Raw genomic sequence first — 15,339 nt, forward strand, 5'->3', positions numbered from 1 at the left:
TAAGCAACTCTGCGTTAAACGGCGAGTGCTTGTGCGACCTTGGCGCCATTCGTGCGTCCAAGTGCTTGGCTAATTTTGTTACCTGCAAGTGCAAGTTTGTTTAGATCGATACCGGTTTCAATACCGAGACCATGGAGCATATAGACGAGGTCTTCGGTGGCTAAATTACCCGATGCCCCTTTGGCATAAGGACAACCGCCAAGACCTGCCACCGATGAGTCAATGACGCTGACGCCAGTCTCTAAACAGGCCAATATATTAGCGAGTGCTTGACCGTAGGTGTCATGGAAATGCAGCGCCAGTTGCGAAACGGGCACAACAGTGGCGACAGCTTCCACCATCTTCCGGGCATTATGCGCAGTACCAACACCTATGGTGTCGCCGAGCGAAATTTCATAACAGCCCATTTTGTAAAGTAATTCAGACACCCGAGCCACTTCACTAACGGCGATATGACCTTCGTAAGGGCAACCCAGCACGCACGATACATAACCGCGCACCCTGATATTATTGGCTTTAGCCAGCTCCATTACTGGGATAAAGCGCTCAATTGATTCCTCTATCGAGCAGTTAATATTGCGCTGGCTAAAGCTTTCTGACGCCGCGCCAAAAATGGCAACTTCGTCGGCGCCGGCGGCAAGTGCAAGTTCCAAGCCTTTAAGATTAGGGGTGAGGGCACTGTAGGTCACGCCAGTGTTACGGGTAATTCCTTTAAGCACATCAGCCGAGTCGGCCATTTGCGGTACCCATTTAGGCGACACAAAACTTGCGGCCTCGATGCGTTTTACACCCGCTGCGGCTAAACCTTCAATCAAGACAATCTTATCTGCCGTGGTGACGGGCTTTTCGTTTTGCAAACCGTCACGGGCGCCGACTTCAAATATGCTGACTTGTTTAGCGTATGAATTAGAGGCCATTTACGCTGGCTCCTCTGCTAAAGACGATTCAACAAAGGTGGGCTCAACTTCGGCGAGTAACATGCCGTCACTGACCAGCTCTCCGGCTTTAAAGAAGAACGCACTGACGGTGCCATCAAATGGCGCTTCAATCGTATATTCCATCTTCATCGCTTCCATCACCATAATGCCTTGTCCGGCAACCACGCTATCACCCATTTCAACTAGGTGGGTCACGATAGTGCCGTTCATTGGTGCTTTGAGCTTATCTTCTAAGTTGTCTTGCTCTTCGACCACTTCAGACTGAATGGCGCGGTAGTGATAACTGCTTGAGTTGATAAATAGGGTAAAGTCTTCACTTACTTGGCTGACGGGCACTTTTATCTTATGCCCTGTGCGCTTAATGGCTTGAGCGCAGTTGCTGCTCAGGGCTATTTCAGCATGCAGGGTTTCGCCGATGAGCTCACCAGATAGCGTTAACTGGCTATCATTCAAATTGAGCTGGTAGACCGATTGACCGCCGAGCTGAGTTTCAGTGAGCTCAAGGTGATTAACTTGTTGCTCATCATCGAGCAAGGCGACTTGATGCACACTGGCACTATTGAGTCTAAAGCCACTGACGGCTCCCCAAGGTGAATAAGGGTCGTGACTATTGATAGCACAGCGTTTAGCGTCCTCTTTACGGGCGCATAACTGATAAAGCGCGGCTAATGCCAAGGCTGTTTGGCGTTCATTGGTTTTAGTGTTGCTAAGACCATGACCAATTAATGCATCGCCATAACGCGCAATAAAGTCGGTGCTAAAATTGGCGTCACTAAAGGCGTCATGCTCAGCAATGTTGGCCAGAAACTCGATATTGTGTTTTAAGCCGCTAATTTGATATGAGGCAAGGGCATGAACAAGGCGCTGTAGTGCACGCGGGCGCGATTCATCCCAAGTGATAAGCTTTGAGATCATCGGGTCGTAAAAGTTACTGATCACATCATTTTCACGTACACCTGAGTCAATACGGACAAACTTGCTCTGCTCTGGCTCACGTAAAAAGTTGAGTTTGCCACTGGCTGGCAAAAAGTCATTTTGTGGATCTTCGGCGTAAATACGCACTTCAAACGCGTGGCCGTGAATACGCACTTCATCTTGTGTTAACGGCAGCTTACTGCCACTGGCGACCATCAACTGCCATTTGACGAGGTCTTGGCCGGTGACCATTTCGGTGACTGGGTGCTCTACTTGCAGACGAGTGTTCATCTCCATAAAGTAGAAGCTGCCGTCGGTATCCAGTAGGAACTCGACCGTGCCTGCACCCTCGTAATTAATGGCTTTTGCTGCAGCAACGGCGGCTTCGCCCATGCTGACGCGCAGTGCATCGCTAAGGCCTGGTGCGGGCGCTTCTTCGACGACTTTTTGATGGCGACGCTGAATGGAGCAGTCGCGATCGGATAAGTAGATACAGTCACCTTGGCTGTCGGCAAACACTTGCACTTCAACATGGCGAGGTTGGCGTAAATAACGCTCCATTAATAGCTTGTCGTTGCCAAATGAGCTTATGGCTTCGCGCCTTGCTGATTGAATTGCTTCAAGCACTTCACCACTGTTTTCAACAATGCGCATGCCTTTACCGCCCCCCCCATAGGCCGCTTTGATAAGCAGCGGAAATCCCATTTTGTTGGCTTCGGCGATCAGTAAGGCATCATCTTGTGCATCGCCATGATAACCCGGCACTAACGGCACATTTGCGGCACCCATAATCTCTTTTGCCGCGCTTTTACTGCCCATAGAATCAATGGCTGCGGCACTTGGGCCCACAAAGGCAATACCACTTTGTTCACATTTTAAAGCGAACTCGGCGTTTTCAGATAGAAAACCATAACCTGGGTGGATAGCTTGAGCGCCAGATTTCTTGGCAATCTCGATAATCAGATCTGCTTTTAAGTACGAATCCGCTGGCGCACTGCCACCGAGATAAAATGACTCATCGGCCATGGCAACATGACGAGCGTCAATGTCGGCATCTGAATACAGCGCCACAGTGCGTACGCCCATTGCTTGAGCTGTTTTAATGATACGGCAAGCAATTTCACCACGGTTGGCAATTAGCAATTTGGTAAACATATTATTTGGCTCCTGGCGCGGTAGCAGCGTTATCGAGTACATCTTTTTGACTGATAGACCAGTCGGGACTGCGCTTTTCAAAGAATGCATTGAGGCCTTCTTGAGCCTCAATGGAAACTCGAATGCTAGCAATACGCTCACTGGTGTAATCGAGTGTGGTTTGATCTATTACGCCGTCTTCAAGTGTTGACAGTAAGCGCTTAGCCCATGCCATCCCCTGGGGGCTATTACTGAGCAGCGCAGCAATGATAGGGGCTGCTGCAGCATCTAAGTCATCTTCCACTTCGTGGATCACTTGCAGCTCAATGGCTTTTTGTACGTTGAATCGCTCGGCGGTCAGCATATAGCGACGCGCTGCACGTTGACCCATGGCGCGAGTGACATAAGGGCTGATCACTGCAGGCATGAGTCCAAGCTTCACTTCGCTTAAGCAAAAACTGGCTCGTGGATTGGCAATGGCGATATCGCAGCAACAAATGAGGCCAAGTGCGCCACCAAAAGCGACGCCTTGTACTTTAGCGATAGTCGGCTTAGGGAATTTGTCGAGTACTGACATTAACTTGGCGAGCTCGTTGGCATCGCTAAGGTTCTGCGCGAAATCCATTTTTGCTTGTTTGCGCATCCAATTTAGATCGGCGCCAGCACTGAAGTTTTTACCATTGGCTTTAACGACAAGCACTTGGCATTGCGGAGTGTGAGCGAAGTATTCAAGCACTTGGATCATCTCGCTTATCATCACTTCGTCAAACGCATTATGTTTGTCGGGGCGATCAAGGATAAGCTCAGCGACGCCATTATCGAGTGTGCAGCTGACATACTGACATTGCTGCGCAAGTCTTTCAGTGGTCATTTGTAGGGTTTCATTAGTCATTGTGTTGTTCCCAGTTTAGGTCCAAGGTTTAGCTTCTGCTTTCTGTCGCAGCAATGGCCGAGCCATTACATACGGAACACCCCAAATTTAGTGTCTTCTACTGGCGCATTTAATGCGGCAGAAAGGGCTAAACCAACAACATCTCGAGTTTGTGCTGGGTCAATAATACCGTCGTCCCATAAACGCGCGCTGGCATGATATGGGTGACCCTCTTTATCGTATTGCTCAACGATGGGCTTGCGGAAGTTTTGCTCATCTTCAGCTGACCAATCCATGCCTTTCCGTTTAAGGCCATCACGTTTAACGGTGGCTAGCACCCCGGCAGCTTGTTCGCCGCCCATGACCGATATGCGCGCATTGGGCCACATCCACATCATGGTTGGATCAAACGCTCTGCCGCACATGCCGTAGTTACCGGCGCCATAGCTGCCGCCGATGATGACAGTGAACTTAGGCACATTGGCACATGACACTGCGGTCACCATCTTGGCACCATGCTTGGCGATACCTTCATGTTCGTACTTTTTACCGACCATAAAGCCAGTAATATTCTGTAGAAACAACAGGGGTATTTTGCGTTGACAGCAAAGCTCAATAAAGTGGGCGCCTTTTTGTGCAGACTCAGAGAACAAGATGCCATTGTTAGCGATGATGCCGACGGGGTAGCCATGAATACGCGCGAAACCACACACCAAGGTGGCGCCGTAATTGGCCTTAAATTCGTCAAAGTCAGAATCATCGACGACGCGAGCAATGACCTCTTTAACATCGAATGGCTTTTTAAGATCAGTCCCGACGATGCCATAAAGTTCGTTAATATCGAATTTTGGTGGTTTGGTTGGCGTCAGTAGTGCTTCAATCCGTTTTTGATGATTGAGTCGAGTGACGGCTTTGCGAGCAAGCTCTAAAGCATGGTCATCGTTTTGGGCCAGATGATCGGCAACGCCGGATATTTTAGTGTGTACTTCAGCGCCGCCAAGTTCTTCAGCAGTGACCTCTTCGCCGGTGGCGGCCTTTACCAGTGGAGGACCTGCAAGGAAGATGGTGCCTTGCTCTTTAACGATAATTGACTCGTCTGCCATCGCGGGAACATACGCACCACCTGCAGTACAAAGCCCCATCACCACGGCAATTTGCGGAATACCTTTAGCCGACATTTTCGCTTGGTTATAAAAAATGCGCCCGAAATGCTCTCGGTCTGGAAACACTTCATCTTGACGGGGTAAGTTTGCGCCGCCTGAATCGACAAGGTAAATACAGGGTAGGTGACAACGGCTGGCAATCTCTTGCGCTCGCAGATGCTTTTTCACCGTCACAGGGTAGTAAGTACCGCCTTTAACTGTGGCATCGTTGGCGATAATCATGCATTCAACACCACTCACTCGGCCTATACCGGCAATAATACCGGCAGCAGGGACGAGGTCTTCATAGAGTTCGAAAGCGGCAAACTGTGATATTTCTAAAAAAGGAGAACCAGGATCGAGTAGTTTCTCAACACGTTGACGCGGCAGTAGCTTTCCACGTGAAAGGTGACGTTCACGAGCAACGTCGCCGCCACCTTGTTCAATTTGATGTAGTTTTGATTTTAGGTCTTGAACGACGGCGGCCATGTCATCAAATTTGGCTTTGAATTCATCGCTGCGGGAATTAATACGACTGCTGAGTTGAGTCACAATTTCAATCCTTTTTAAGTTGGAACCAGAGCGACGTTGTGGCTGTCGCCCTTATTCCAAATTAGGGCTCTAATGACTCGCTAAACGAGTCTTATTATTGGTTTATTTTGACTCGTTAAACAGTTCGCGGCCAATGAGCATACGGCGAATTTCTGATGTACCTGCGCCAATTTCATAAAGCTTAGCGTCACGCAGCAAGCGGCCAGTGGCGTAGTCATTGACGTAACCGTTACCGCCGAGCAGTTGAATCGCATCGAGTGCCATTTTGGTCGCCAGTTCCGCAGAATACAAAATAGCGCCGGCGGCATCTTTACGGGTTGTTTCACCGCGGTCACATGATTTAGCGACGTTGTAGATGTAAGATTTTGCGGCGTTCATGCCAGTGTACATATCGGCAAGTTTGCCTTGTACTAGCTGGAACTGACCAATAGATTTACCAAACTGCTCACGCTCGTGAACGTAAGGTATGACGATATCCATACACGCCGTCATGATCCCAAGTGGGCCACCAGACAACACCACACGCTCATAATCAAGCCCACTCATTAACACTTTAACGCCATTGTTTAGGCCGCCAAGAATGTTTTCTGCTGGGACTTCACAATCTTCAAAAACAAGCTCACAAGTGTTTGAACCACGCATGCCGAGCTTGTCGAGTTTTTGTGCTTGGCTAAAGCCTTTAGAGCCGCGTTCGACAATAAAAGCGGTAATTCCGTGTGCACCTTTATCGAGGTCCGTTTTTGCGTAGATAACATAGGTGTGGGCATCTGGGCCGTTAGTGATCCACATCTTGTTGCCGTTGAGAATGTATCTGTCACCCTCTTTACGTGCATGCAGTTTCATTGAAACCACATCTGAACCGGCATTGGGCTCACTCATGGCTAAGGCGCCAATGTGTTCACCTGTCACCAGTTTTGGTAGGTACTTGTCTTTTTGCTCTTTACTACCGTTACGGTTTATCTGGTTAACACAAAGATTTGAGTGAGCGCCGTAGCTGAGCCCGATAGAAGCTGATGCGCGTGAAATCTCTTCCATGGCAACGACATGTGCGAGGTAGCCCATGTTAGCACCACCGTACTCTTCTGCAACGGTGACCCCTAACAGACCCATATCACCGAGTACTGGCCAAAGCTCGTTAGGAAACGCGTTATCGATATCCGTTTTGGCGGCTATTGGTGCTATTTCGTTAGCAGCAAAATTTTGTACCGCGTCGCGTAGCATGTCGACGTCTTCGCCAAGGTCGAAATTTAGAGATGAGTAGAGTTGAGTCATGTGCTTGTGTCCTGTCAATGTGTCCATTTATTCAAGTTCACTGATCTATGTCGTGATACTCGTAGGCTTGTTATTTTGTTGGTGTTATCAAGTGCTGTTTTTACTGACTATTGTTCACGAGTGCATCACGGCATTGCTGTTCTGCCGAGTTGAGCTCCATCAATACCACTTTTATATCGTCCATTTGCTGCTGTAGGGCGACTTTTTTGTCTTCCACTAATTCGAGCATGGTGTGCAGCTGTGTGCTGCTGTTTTTGTCTGCATCGTATAGTTCGAATAAGCGTCTTGTTTCTGCTAATGAAAAACCTAAACGCTTACCTCGTAAAATGAGTTTGAGTCTGACCCGTTCGGTCAAATTGTAGATCCGAGTTTGACCACGACGTTTAGGTTTTAGAAGACCTTGATCTTCGTAAAAACGAATACTACGAGTCGTGATATCAAACTCTTTTGATAGATCACTAATTGAGTACGTCGTTTGGGGTAACTGTTTTTCAGTCATTAATAACACCATATTTATTAACTTTTCTTGCACGATATAGGAAGTTTACGTAAAGGTAAAGTTTGCGGTGCGGTGTAACCGCTGTTTTCATGTCAATTGTGCGTGCCATAACAGTCACATTCGATAAACATACGTTTGATTTTAAGAGGGTTTATCGCTCGGTAAATCCTTAGTTAACATGTTGTTAACTATTTTTATATTTGCTTTAAATTGCTGTGGATGACTCTTTTACCCACTCATTCTAAGGTCTAATGGGGATTTTATGAGCGGCGGAGCATAATGTTTCAAAGGCAATAAAAGGACAAGGCTCATCGCGATGTGGCAACGTTTACGCTGCGGTGACGTTAACTGGAGTATGCATAGTGAAAGATAAAAACACGCAATTACATGCAAGTTCAATCTCAAATCCACAACAGTTTTGGGGGCAAGCTGCACAAGCAATTGATTGGATATCACCTTGGGATAAAGTCCTTGATGACAGCGAAGCACCTTTTTACCATTGGTTTAAAGGCGGCAAGATGAATACTTGCTTCAATGCGGTTGATAGACACGTGATTGCCGGGCGCGGATCTCAAATTGCTATTCAGTACGTCAGCCCTGTGACAGAGACTGAATATGGGATTACTTATCTAGAGCTACAAGCTCAAGTCAGCCGCTTAGCAGGCTATATGGATTCTATCGGCGTTAAAAAGGGCGACCGAGTGCTGATTTATATGCCGATGGTGCCTGAAACGGCCTATGCGATGCTGGCGTGTGCGCGCATTGGTGCTATTCACTCAGTGGTGTTTGGGGGCTTTGCTGCCAATGAACTGGCGACGCGGATAAACGACGCCAAACCTAAACTGATTTTGTCAGCGTCGTGCGGTATTGAGCCGTCAGGCGTTGTTGCTTATAAACCGCTACTGGATAACGCGCTTGAGCAGGCGACTCATAAAGTAGGGCACTGCTTAATCTTAAACCGCAGCCAGTTAGAAGCTTCATTACAGCAAGGCCGAGATGTTGACTGGCAGCTAGGCGTTGCTGCAGCGCCAAACATCGACTGCGTGGTGTTAGAGGCCACCGATCCACTCTACATCCTCTATACCTCGGGGACGACGGGGCAACCTAAAGGTGTTGTTCGCGACAATGGCGGCCACAGTGTAGCGCTTGCTTGGTCGATGAAAAATATTTATGACATTGGCGTTGGTGATAGCTTTTGGGCGGCATCAGATGTGGGCTGGGTAGTGGGTCACTCTTATATTGTTTATGGGCCATTGCTGGTAGGCGCTACGACCTTAATGTATGAAGGTAAGCCGATTGGTACGCCCGATCCTGGAGCATTTTGGCGCACGATTGCAAAGTACAATGTGAAAAGCTTTTTTACAGCGCCGACCGCAATAAGAGCCATTAAGCGAGACGACCCTGATGGCGAGTACCTTGAAGGTATTGATTTATCCTGTCTGAAATATGTGTTTCTGGCCGGTGAGCGCTGCGATCCAGACACTCTGCATTGGTCAGAAGAAAAGCTTAAAAAACCGATTATCGATCATTGGTGGCAAACAGAAACGGGTTGGCCTGTTGCGGCAAACCTGATGGGATATGCGCCTGTTGAGGTAAAAGCGGGTTCACCTGCACTGGCCGTACCTGGCTATCAAATTGAAGTGGTTGATATGATGGGTGACCAAGTCGCCTCGAACGAGTCTGGTAATGTGGTGATTAAGCTGCCATTGCCCCCAGGTACTTTAACCACGCTTTGGCAAAACGAGCAGCGCTATAAAGACAGTTATTTGTCGATGTATCCGGGTTATTACCTCACTGGAGATGCAGGATATAAAGATGAGGATGGTTATCTTTATATCATGAGTCGCATTGACGACATCATTAATGTGGCTGGACATCGTTTATCGACGGGTCGATTTGAAGAGGTGTTATGCCAGCATGAGGCGGTTGCCGAGGCTGCAGTGATTGGCGTCGCTGATGAGCTTAAAGGCCAGGTGCCGTTAGGATTAGTGGTACTAAAAAAAGGTGTCACCCTAAATGAAGCTGAACTGAATCAACAATTAAGGGCGCTAGTACGGCAAGAAATTGGCCCCGTTGCCGCCTTTAGGTTAGTCAGCGCGGTACAAAAGTTACCTAAAACACGCTCAGGTAAAATTTTGCGAGGTACAATGCGAAATATTGCCGACAACAAAAAATACAATGTGCCTGCCACAATTGAAGATCCAGCCACATTAGATATTGTTCGTAACACCTTGACCCGTATGGGGTATGCCGACGCGCACATATAAGCGGATGGGTATTTAAATAGTAAACTCTATGGCAAAGTCGTTAAACGGCTTTGCCATTTTTTATGTTCATGCTTGTACTTATTCCCAGAACCCACTTCTGTAAATTTTAAATTTTATCAATAGAACGTTTTTGTTGTGTTATCAGACGGAGAATGCGAAGGAACAGTATCTTATTGCGGTAATTTTTTACTCGTGAACAATAAGGTATGACTGCGGTTTGTACAAAGTTGATAGCGTCAACATCGTAAATTTCTCGTGACTAAGATTAAGGTTGCTAGTAATTTACTTACCAAAGTCTGTATAATCTACAACAAAACAAACCCTATCAAGTGAGTAAAATAGTTTGAATTTACGACTAAAATAGATAGGAAAATCCTCTGTGACCTGCGGAATAAAACTTAAATGAATAACCAAAACGAGCTTTACGATATTGGTGTGATTGGCTTAGGTGTTATGGGTAAGAACCTAGCGCTCAATATAGCGGATAACCAATACCGAGTTGCAGCATTCGACCTTGATACTGCCAAAGTACAAGACGTTGTAGGGCAAGAAGAATTAGAACGCGTTAAATATTTAGACAGTACAGTCAAGGCACGTATCGATGGCTGTAATAATCTTTCTGAAATGTTGTCTAAATTAGAAAAGCCACGGATTGTTTTACTCTCTGTTCCCGCAGGCGCTCCAGTCGACGGCGTGTGTAAATCATTAATCGAAGCGGGCATAGAGTCCGATGATATCGTTATCGATACAGGTAATAGTCTTTGGACTGATACGGTCGAGCGTGAAAAGCGTTACGCAGACGACTTTCTCTTTTTTAGCTGCGCCGTGTCTGGCGGTGAAGTCGGTGCACGTTTTGGCCCCTCATTAATGCCAAGCGGCAGTTTAAAGGCATGGGACCGTATCGAGCCTATTTGGCAAGCAATCGCGGCCAAAGTCGATGCTGAAACGGGTTTACCTATAGAGCGTTTTGAACCCGGCAACCCTGTTAAAGAGGGTGAACCTTGTACTACTTACATCGGTCCTGCTGGCGCCGGTCATTATGTGAAAATGGTTCATAACGGCATTGAATACGCCGACATGCAGTTGATCTGTGAAGCTTACCAGTTACTTCGAGATGGACTTGGCTTCACCCCCGCTGAAGTGGGTGAGGTGTTTGAACGCTGGAATAAAGGCGAGCTTAATAGCTATCTAATGGAAATTAGCGCCGATGTGCTAAAGCAAGCCGATCCATTAACCGGGGCACCGTTAGTGGATATGATTTTAGATAAAGCGGGCCAGAAAGGCACCGGGCTTTGGACGGCGGTTAGTAGCCTACAAATAGGCTGCCCAGCGCCAACAATCGCAGAAGCGGTTTACGCCCGCGCGGTGAGCACTCAAAAAACACAGCGCGTTGCACTGAGTAAAATACTTGCAGGGCCGAGCAAGACACAGTTACAAGCGGTTGATAAGCAGACCTTCATCGACCAACTTGAAAGTGCACTCTACTGCGCCAAAATATCGAGTTATGCGCAAGGTTTCCAACTGATGACGATGATGGCAAAAGAGCAAAATTGGACGTTAGATTTTGCTGCCATCGCTAAGATTTGGCGTGCCGGTTGTATTATTCGAGCGACCTTCTTACAGTCAATCACTAAAGCCTATGAGCAAGAATCTGATCTTGAAAACTTACTGATGGCAGATGTGTTTGCTGAGGCTCTTTCGCGTAAGCAAGGCGAATGGCGCATTGCAGTATCTCACGCGGTATTAAGTGGTATTCCAACGCCTTGCATAAGTTCTGCATTGGGTTATTACGATAGCTATCGCTGTGCGACCCTGCCGGCGAGTCTGCTTCAAGGTCAACGCGATTTTTTCGGTGCACACACCTTTGAGCGTACCGATAAACCCGTCGGTGAGAAATATCATCTTAACTGGAGCAGTGAAGAGCGGACATTGAGCAAGCTTTAAGTCGCGACGATTAATCACTAGTGATAGGTGCCGTCAAGGCTGTATTGCCCCTTAACAACGTGTCTATATAAACACATAAACGCCGCAGATAGAGCGGCGTTTATGTGTTGGAAGCGCTTAGTTGCGACTGGGGTAAATACCCGTTATCGACATAATGTACTGAAGCCCTAAGGTGGGCTGCCAAACCGGGAATGGCACACTGCTGCCATTATTCTCGACGGTAACAGTTCCACCTGTTATACCTGCTCCAGAGCCTGTGATCTGTACGTCAACCTCAACGGCATCACTCGCCATTCGGGTGGTTTTTGTGCCAGCATAACTATCGGTAGCAGGCCTAGACCCGTTTTGAGGCGTCGCCCAGTAGGCGCCTTCTGCATCATCTTGGCTGCCCTTGCCATTTGCGGCATTGACAGTGGTAGTTGCCGTAGCGGAGAGCTTTGATCCTGGTGAGGTTTGAGGATTAAACGATGCGCTATGGTTGTGGGTAGGCATATGCTGTAGGTCGAGCGCAATGGTGTCGCGGCCTAGTTTGTCACCTAAATTAACCGTTACTTGTGCGCCTGGTCCTCGTCCCGTACCCACAGGGGCTCGGCCACGAAGATCCGGAATGCCAAATGTGGTGCGGGCATCGCCACCATAGGTGTTACTCAGTACTGAGAATATCGCTTGGTTATCGGAAATGGACAGCATTTGTCCATTACATCCAACCCAGCCCCTTGGGACAAAATTGCCAGCGAAGATCATACTGGTGCCTAACATGATTTCCATAAACGTTCCTTGTTTAAAAGTGCCTAAGGCACTGTGGGGGAGATTGTCTTTGACCCATCGAGTTGACGTTGCAACCAAGGAGACATCAAACAATCGATAACTAAATTAATGCGTGGTTCTGAACCTCTGTGGTCGACCCAATGAGGTCTATTCGTATCGAGGTACCACAATTCATTGGTGCGCATGGGGACTAACTCCCCCTCTAACCAAAACTCTACTCCCAGTTGTCCGCTAATCGGCACATGTAATCGTGCAGCACCAAATTGAGCACCTAACTCAGAGTCACAATGAGGCAAAATACTGCTGTTAGGCGCTAATTTCATCAGTCGAACGCTTCGAATAGGCGCTGTAATAGCGTTAAGAAGCGCTAAGACATTGGGACTATTTTTTAAAGCTGGCAAGTTGACCCAGTTTTCGTTATCAGCCTCGATCGAAAAGTTTTGCAACAATGGGTGTGCTTGCTGATGTTGCTGTTGGCACCGCAGAGCGATGGCCTGCCATTGGCCTTGATATTGCCTTTTATTAACATGACAGTGCCAATGCTCATGGGTTATGCGGGCAATATCTGTTGCCAACCCATTTGGAAAACTTTCTAGGAACAGTCGCTTAAAGGGCAGGCTCGTTTGAACTTTATAATAATTCAGTTTGATTCCCCGCTGGCTAATGATGAATTCTTAGACGATAATGTTGTCAGTTCGTTAAATTTGGCACTAAAAATCGTTTTATACAAGGTCGTTTAAATTTCGCTTGCTGTTTAAGCCGTGAAGCAATTTAAAAATGGATCTTCAAGTCAAGGATGACAATCAAAGATGATGGAAAAAGATACACGGCAGAATGGTGAGTTGATATTGGCTCAAAGTGGACCTGCTACGTTATTGAGTCCAATGGACTCCATGGCTGAACTCAATCGTTTACTGCGTGAGCAGCTCGCTCAAGATGATGCCTCCCCGACACCGTCTTCGGTTGTCGTTACGGAGCCCAGCCAAACCACGGTATCTGTAAGCGATTGCGCGACAGAGGTCGTCACTTCAATGTTGTTGGCCAATGACGATAAAAAAGTGCAAATCCAGCTTCAGCAACTGTTTGAAAAATTATTAGTCATATATCAACAAGCCAATATAAGCATCGCCGATCGCAAACGACAGTATATTGCAGCCCACGGTTTGGTCATGGCGCCGGATCAATGTGTCACCACCCAAACTGATACTCACCGAGTGCAGGCATTTATTCGCGGTATTGATGCTGCATTGACCAAACTGGATCGAGAACAACCAGAAGGTTCATTGCGGTTGTTGTACCCTGCGTGTGGTCCATTTGCACCATTACTGCTGCCATTGTTAACTTACTATCGAGTTAACGAGCGTTTTGGGCGGCAGCGATTGCAGGTTACCCTTATCGATATGCAACCTGGGGCTGTGGCTAGCTTACAAACTTTGGTGCAAGAACTGCAAATTGAGTCATTTATCGAGTCCATATTGTGTATGGATGGATGTGATTATTACAGTGAACGACCTTTTGACCTGCTCGTGGTAGAGGCTATGCAACACGGCTTTAGCCGAGAAGGTCACTTGCCACTCGTTCAACACCTTGTCTCGCAATTATCTCCTCATGGTTTGATGATCCCTGCGAGGGTGTTGATCACAGCGCAGTTGGCTGTGGGGCAATATGAGTTCATCGAGCGCTGGCGTAATCGCAGTGCTAATGAACTGCCTTTGTCGGTGGAGCGGATTGAGCTGGGGGAGATCTTGAGTCTCACTAAAGAGAGTGTCTCACAGCTGCAAACCTTGAATTTGGGCGTTGATTCGTCGCTAGTGACTTGTAACCAAGTGACCATTCCCATAATCGCCGCGGATCTTGGCCCGCAACTGCTGCTTGTGTGTACCCAAGTATTTACCTTTGGTTTAGACAAAGTTGATGAATATCAATCTGGGATCACCCATCCACTGCCAGACTCTCAGGTCTGCATTAACTTTACGCCCAGCGACCCCAAGGCGGGAGATTTACTTTTAGAAAGCGGTGATCAGATTAAGTTTTACTACCGTTTAAATGGCTTACCTGGCTTTCTTGCAACAAAAGGTAATGCTTAGCAATGACTATCTCTCCTCGCTATCGTATCGCCTTGTTTGCTTCAAGTTGCGCCAGTCTTCCCTTGATAGAACAATTACATCAGCTAGAAATGTTAGTCGGTGTTGTGGTGTCTAATCGTGAGGACGGCGATGCCCAGCAGTTATTGGCCACATTAAGTGAGGCCAATATTCAGACGCTCGCCTACGTACAGGGCTCAAATCCCACAGTGGCAAAGTCAATACAGAGCTGGCAAGCCAATATAGGTCTCATTTTTTCATTTCCCCACAGACTGCCTCCATCAATAATAGCACTGTTTTCAGGGGCATTATTTAATGTTCATGCGTCCTTGTTGCCTGATTATCGGGGATCGGCCCCCCTATTTTGGCAACTAAAAAATCAGCAAACTAACAGTGGTATAAGCATCATTAAGGTGGAGGAAAAGTTAGATGAGGGGCCGATTGTTTGGCAACAGCCGCTAGTGATAACCCCTTTAGATACCTTAAACAGTTTGACCAGCCGGGTGATGTCGATAGTGCCAAGTGTGGTGGTTAGCTTTTTACAGCAACTGGCCAACGGCGCAATTGATGCAAGGTTGCAGCAGGGGCGGGGTTGCCACGCGCCGCGGCCTCAGACTGAAGATGTGCAGGTCAATTGGGCGACTATGAGCAGTGCACAAATATGTGCGTTAGCTAGAGCTTGTAATCCCACGTATGGCGGGGCGCTTTTATGTTTTAACGGTGTCACGGTAGGGCTATATCAAGCCACTGAGATTGCATTGCCGACGTTCGGTGTCAATGCCGGAACGGTAGTGTATGTCGGTGAACCTCATGGGTTAGTTATCGCCACATTCGATGGGGCTATTCGGTTAGATGTAATGAATTTGAAAGAGGGAGTGTTTAGCGGGCTAAATTTTGCTGAGCACTTTTGCTTTGATGCTGGGATGAGTTTTGATTGAACTAATGTAAAAATA

12 protein-coding genes are annotated in these 15,339 nt (G+C 47.5%); 4 read left to right on the plus strand and 8 right to left on the minus strand.

Going from position 1 to position 15,339, the window contains the following annotated elements; all coding sequences use genetic code 11:
* Positions 1-14: 14 nt before the first annotated feature.
* The 6 genes from CXF83_RS08550 to CXF83_RS08575 form a co-directional block, all read right to left on the minus strand.
* On the minus strand, positions 15-917 hold the full coding sequence (locus CXF83_RS08550) for a hydroxymethylglutaryl-CoA lyase (RefSeq protein ID WP_101092307.1): 903 nt from the start codon (positions 915-917) through the stop codon (positions 15-17).
* On the minus strand, positions 918-3,008 hold the full coding sequence (locus tag CXF83_RS08555; RefSeq protein ID WP_101092306.1) for an acetyl/propionyl/methylcrotonyl-CoA carboxylase subunit alpha: 2,091 nt from the start codon (positions 3,006-3,008) through the stop codon (positions 918-920).
* Between the two features lies 1 nt (position 3,009).
* A complete protein-coding gene (locus CXF83_RS08560) occupies positions 3,010-3,858 on the minus strand; it encodes an enoyl-CoA hydratase-related protein (RefSeq protein ID WP_101092313.1) in 849 nt (282 codons plus the stop codon).
* An 86-nt stretch (positions 3,859-3,944) separates the two neighbouring features.
* Positions 3,945-5,552, minus strand: a complete 1,608-nt coding sequence (locus CXF83_RS08565) for a carboxyl transferase domain-containing protein (RefSeq protein ID WP_101092305.1) — start codon at positions 5,550-5,552, stop codon at positions 3,945-3,947.
* A gap of 102 nt (positions 5,553-5,654) precedes the next feature.
* Positions 5,655-6,824, minus strand: a complete 1,170-nt coding sequence (locus tag CXF83_RS08570; protein WP_101092304.1) for an isovaleryl-CoA dehydrogenase — start codon at positions 6,822-6,824, stop codon at positions 5,655-5,657.
* Positions 6,825-6,924: 100 nt separating this feature from the next.
* Positions 6,925-7,323: a MerR family transcriptional regulator gene (locus tag CXF83_RS08575; RefSeq protein WP_101092303.1), complete on the minus strand. Its 399-nt coding sequence runs from the start codon at positions 7,321-7,323 to the stop codon at positions 6,925-6,927.
* A 362-nt stretch (positions 7,324-7,685) separates the two neighbouring features.
* On the opposite strand from CXF83_RS08575, the gene CXF83_RS08580 reads away from it, so the two are divergent.
* Together CXF83_RS08580 and gndA are read left to right on the plus strand one after the other, a co-directional pair.
* The gene (locus CXF83_RS08580; RefSeq protein WP_101092302.1) at positions 7,686-9,590 is read left to right on the plus strand and encodes a propionyl-CoA synthetase; all 1,905 of its coding nucleotides are present in this window, start codon (positions 7,686-7,688) and stop codon (positions 9,588-9,590) included.
* Between the two features lie 402 nt (positions 9,591-9,992).
* On the plus strand, positions 9,993-11,534 hold the full coding sequence (gndA, locus tag CXF83_RS08585; RefSeq protein ID WP_101092301.1) for an NADP-dependent phosphogluconate dehydrogenase: 1,542 nt from the start codon (positions 9,993-9,995) through the stop codon (positions 11,532-11,534).
* Between the two features lie 117 nt (positions 11,535-11,651).
* Here the strand turns inward: gndA and CXF83_RS08590 are convergent, their stop codons facing one another.
* Positions 11,652-12,302 carry a phage tail protein gene (locus tag CXF83_RS08590; protein WP_101092300.1) on the minus strand — a complete coding sequence of 217 codons (651 nt, stop codon included), beginning with the start codon at positions 12,300-12,302 and terminating at the stop codon, positions 11,652-11,654.
* A 23-nt stretch (positions 12,303-12,325) separates the two neighbouring features.
* A complete protein-coding gene (locus CXF83_RS08595) occupies positions 12,326-12,877 on the minus strand; it encodes an aspartyl/asparaginyl beta-hydroxylase domain-containing protein (protein WP_157822933.1) in 552 nt (183 codons plus the stop codon).
* 234 nt (positions 12,878-13,111) lie between these two features.
* On the opposite strand from CXF83_RS08595, the gene CXF83_RS08600 reads away from it, so the two are divergent.
* Together CXF83_RS08600 and CXF83_RS08605 are read left to right on the plus strand one after the other, a co-directional pair.
* The gene (locus CXF83_RS08600; RefSeq protein WP_101092298.1) at positions 13,112-14,389 is read left to right on the plus strand and encodes a hypothetical protein; all 1,278 of its coding nucleotides are present in this window, start codon (positions 13,112-13,114) and stop codon (positions 14,387-14,389) included.
* A gap of 2 nt (positions 14,390-14,391) precedes the next feature.
* Complete coding sequence (locus CXF83_RS08605; protein ID WP_101092297.1) at positions 14,392-15,324, plus strand: methionyl-tRNA formyltransferase; 933 nt, start codon at positions 14,392-14,394, stop codon at positions 15,322-15,324.
* The last annotated feature ends 15 nt before the right edge of the window (positions 15,325-15,339 follow it).

Origin of the sequence: Shewanella sp. Choline-02u-19 (assembly GCF_002836205.1) — a bacterium.
In the GTDB taxonomy this organism is placed as follows: domain Bacteria; phylum Pseudomonadota; class Gammaproteobacteria; order Enterobacterales; family Shewanellaceae; genus Shewanella.

Excerpts from the sequence above, each read along its gene's own strand:
- CXF83_RS08560 (WP_101092313.1), bottom strand. The coding sequence starts at position 3,858 with ATGACCACTGAAAGACTTGCGCAGCAATGTCAGTATGTCAGCTGCACA.
- CXF83_RS08550 (WP_101092307.1), bottom strand. The coding sequence starts at position 917 with ATGGCCTCTAATTCATACGCTAAACAAGTCAGCATATTTGAAGTCGGC.
- CXF83_RS08570 (WP_101092304.1), bottom strand. The coding sequence starts at position 6,824 with ATGACTCAACTCTACTCATCTCTAAATTTCGACCTTGGCGAAGACGTC.
- CXF83_RS08575 (WP_101092303.1), bottom strand. The coding sequence starts at position 7,323 with ATGACTGAAAAACAGTTACCCCAAACGACGTACTCAATTAGTGATCTA.
- gndA (WP_101092301.1), top strand. The coding sequence starts at position 9,993 with ATGAATAACCAAAACGAGCTTTACGATATTGGTGTGATTGGCTTAGGT.
- CXF83_RS08600 (WP_101092298.1), top strand. The coding sequence starts at position 13,112 with ATGATGGAAAAAGATACACGGCAGAATGGTGAGTTGATATTGGCTCAA.
- CXF83_RS08555 (WP_101092306.1), bottom strand. The coding sequence starts at position 3,008 with ATGTTTACCAAATTGCTAATTGCCAACCGTGGTGAAATTGCTTGCCGT.
- CXF83_RS08605 (WP_101092297.1), top strand. The coding sequence starts at position 14,392 with ATGACTATCTCTCCTCGCTATCGTATCGCCTTGTTTGCTTCAAGTTGC.
- CXF83_RS08590 (WP_101092300.1), bottom strand. The coding sequence starts at position 12,302 with ATGGAAATCATGTTAGGCACCAGTATGATCTTCGCTGGCAATTTTGTC.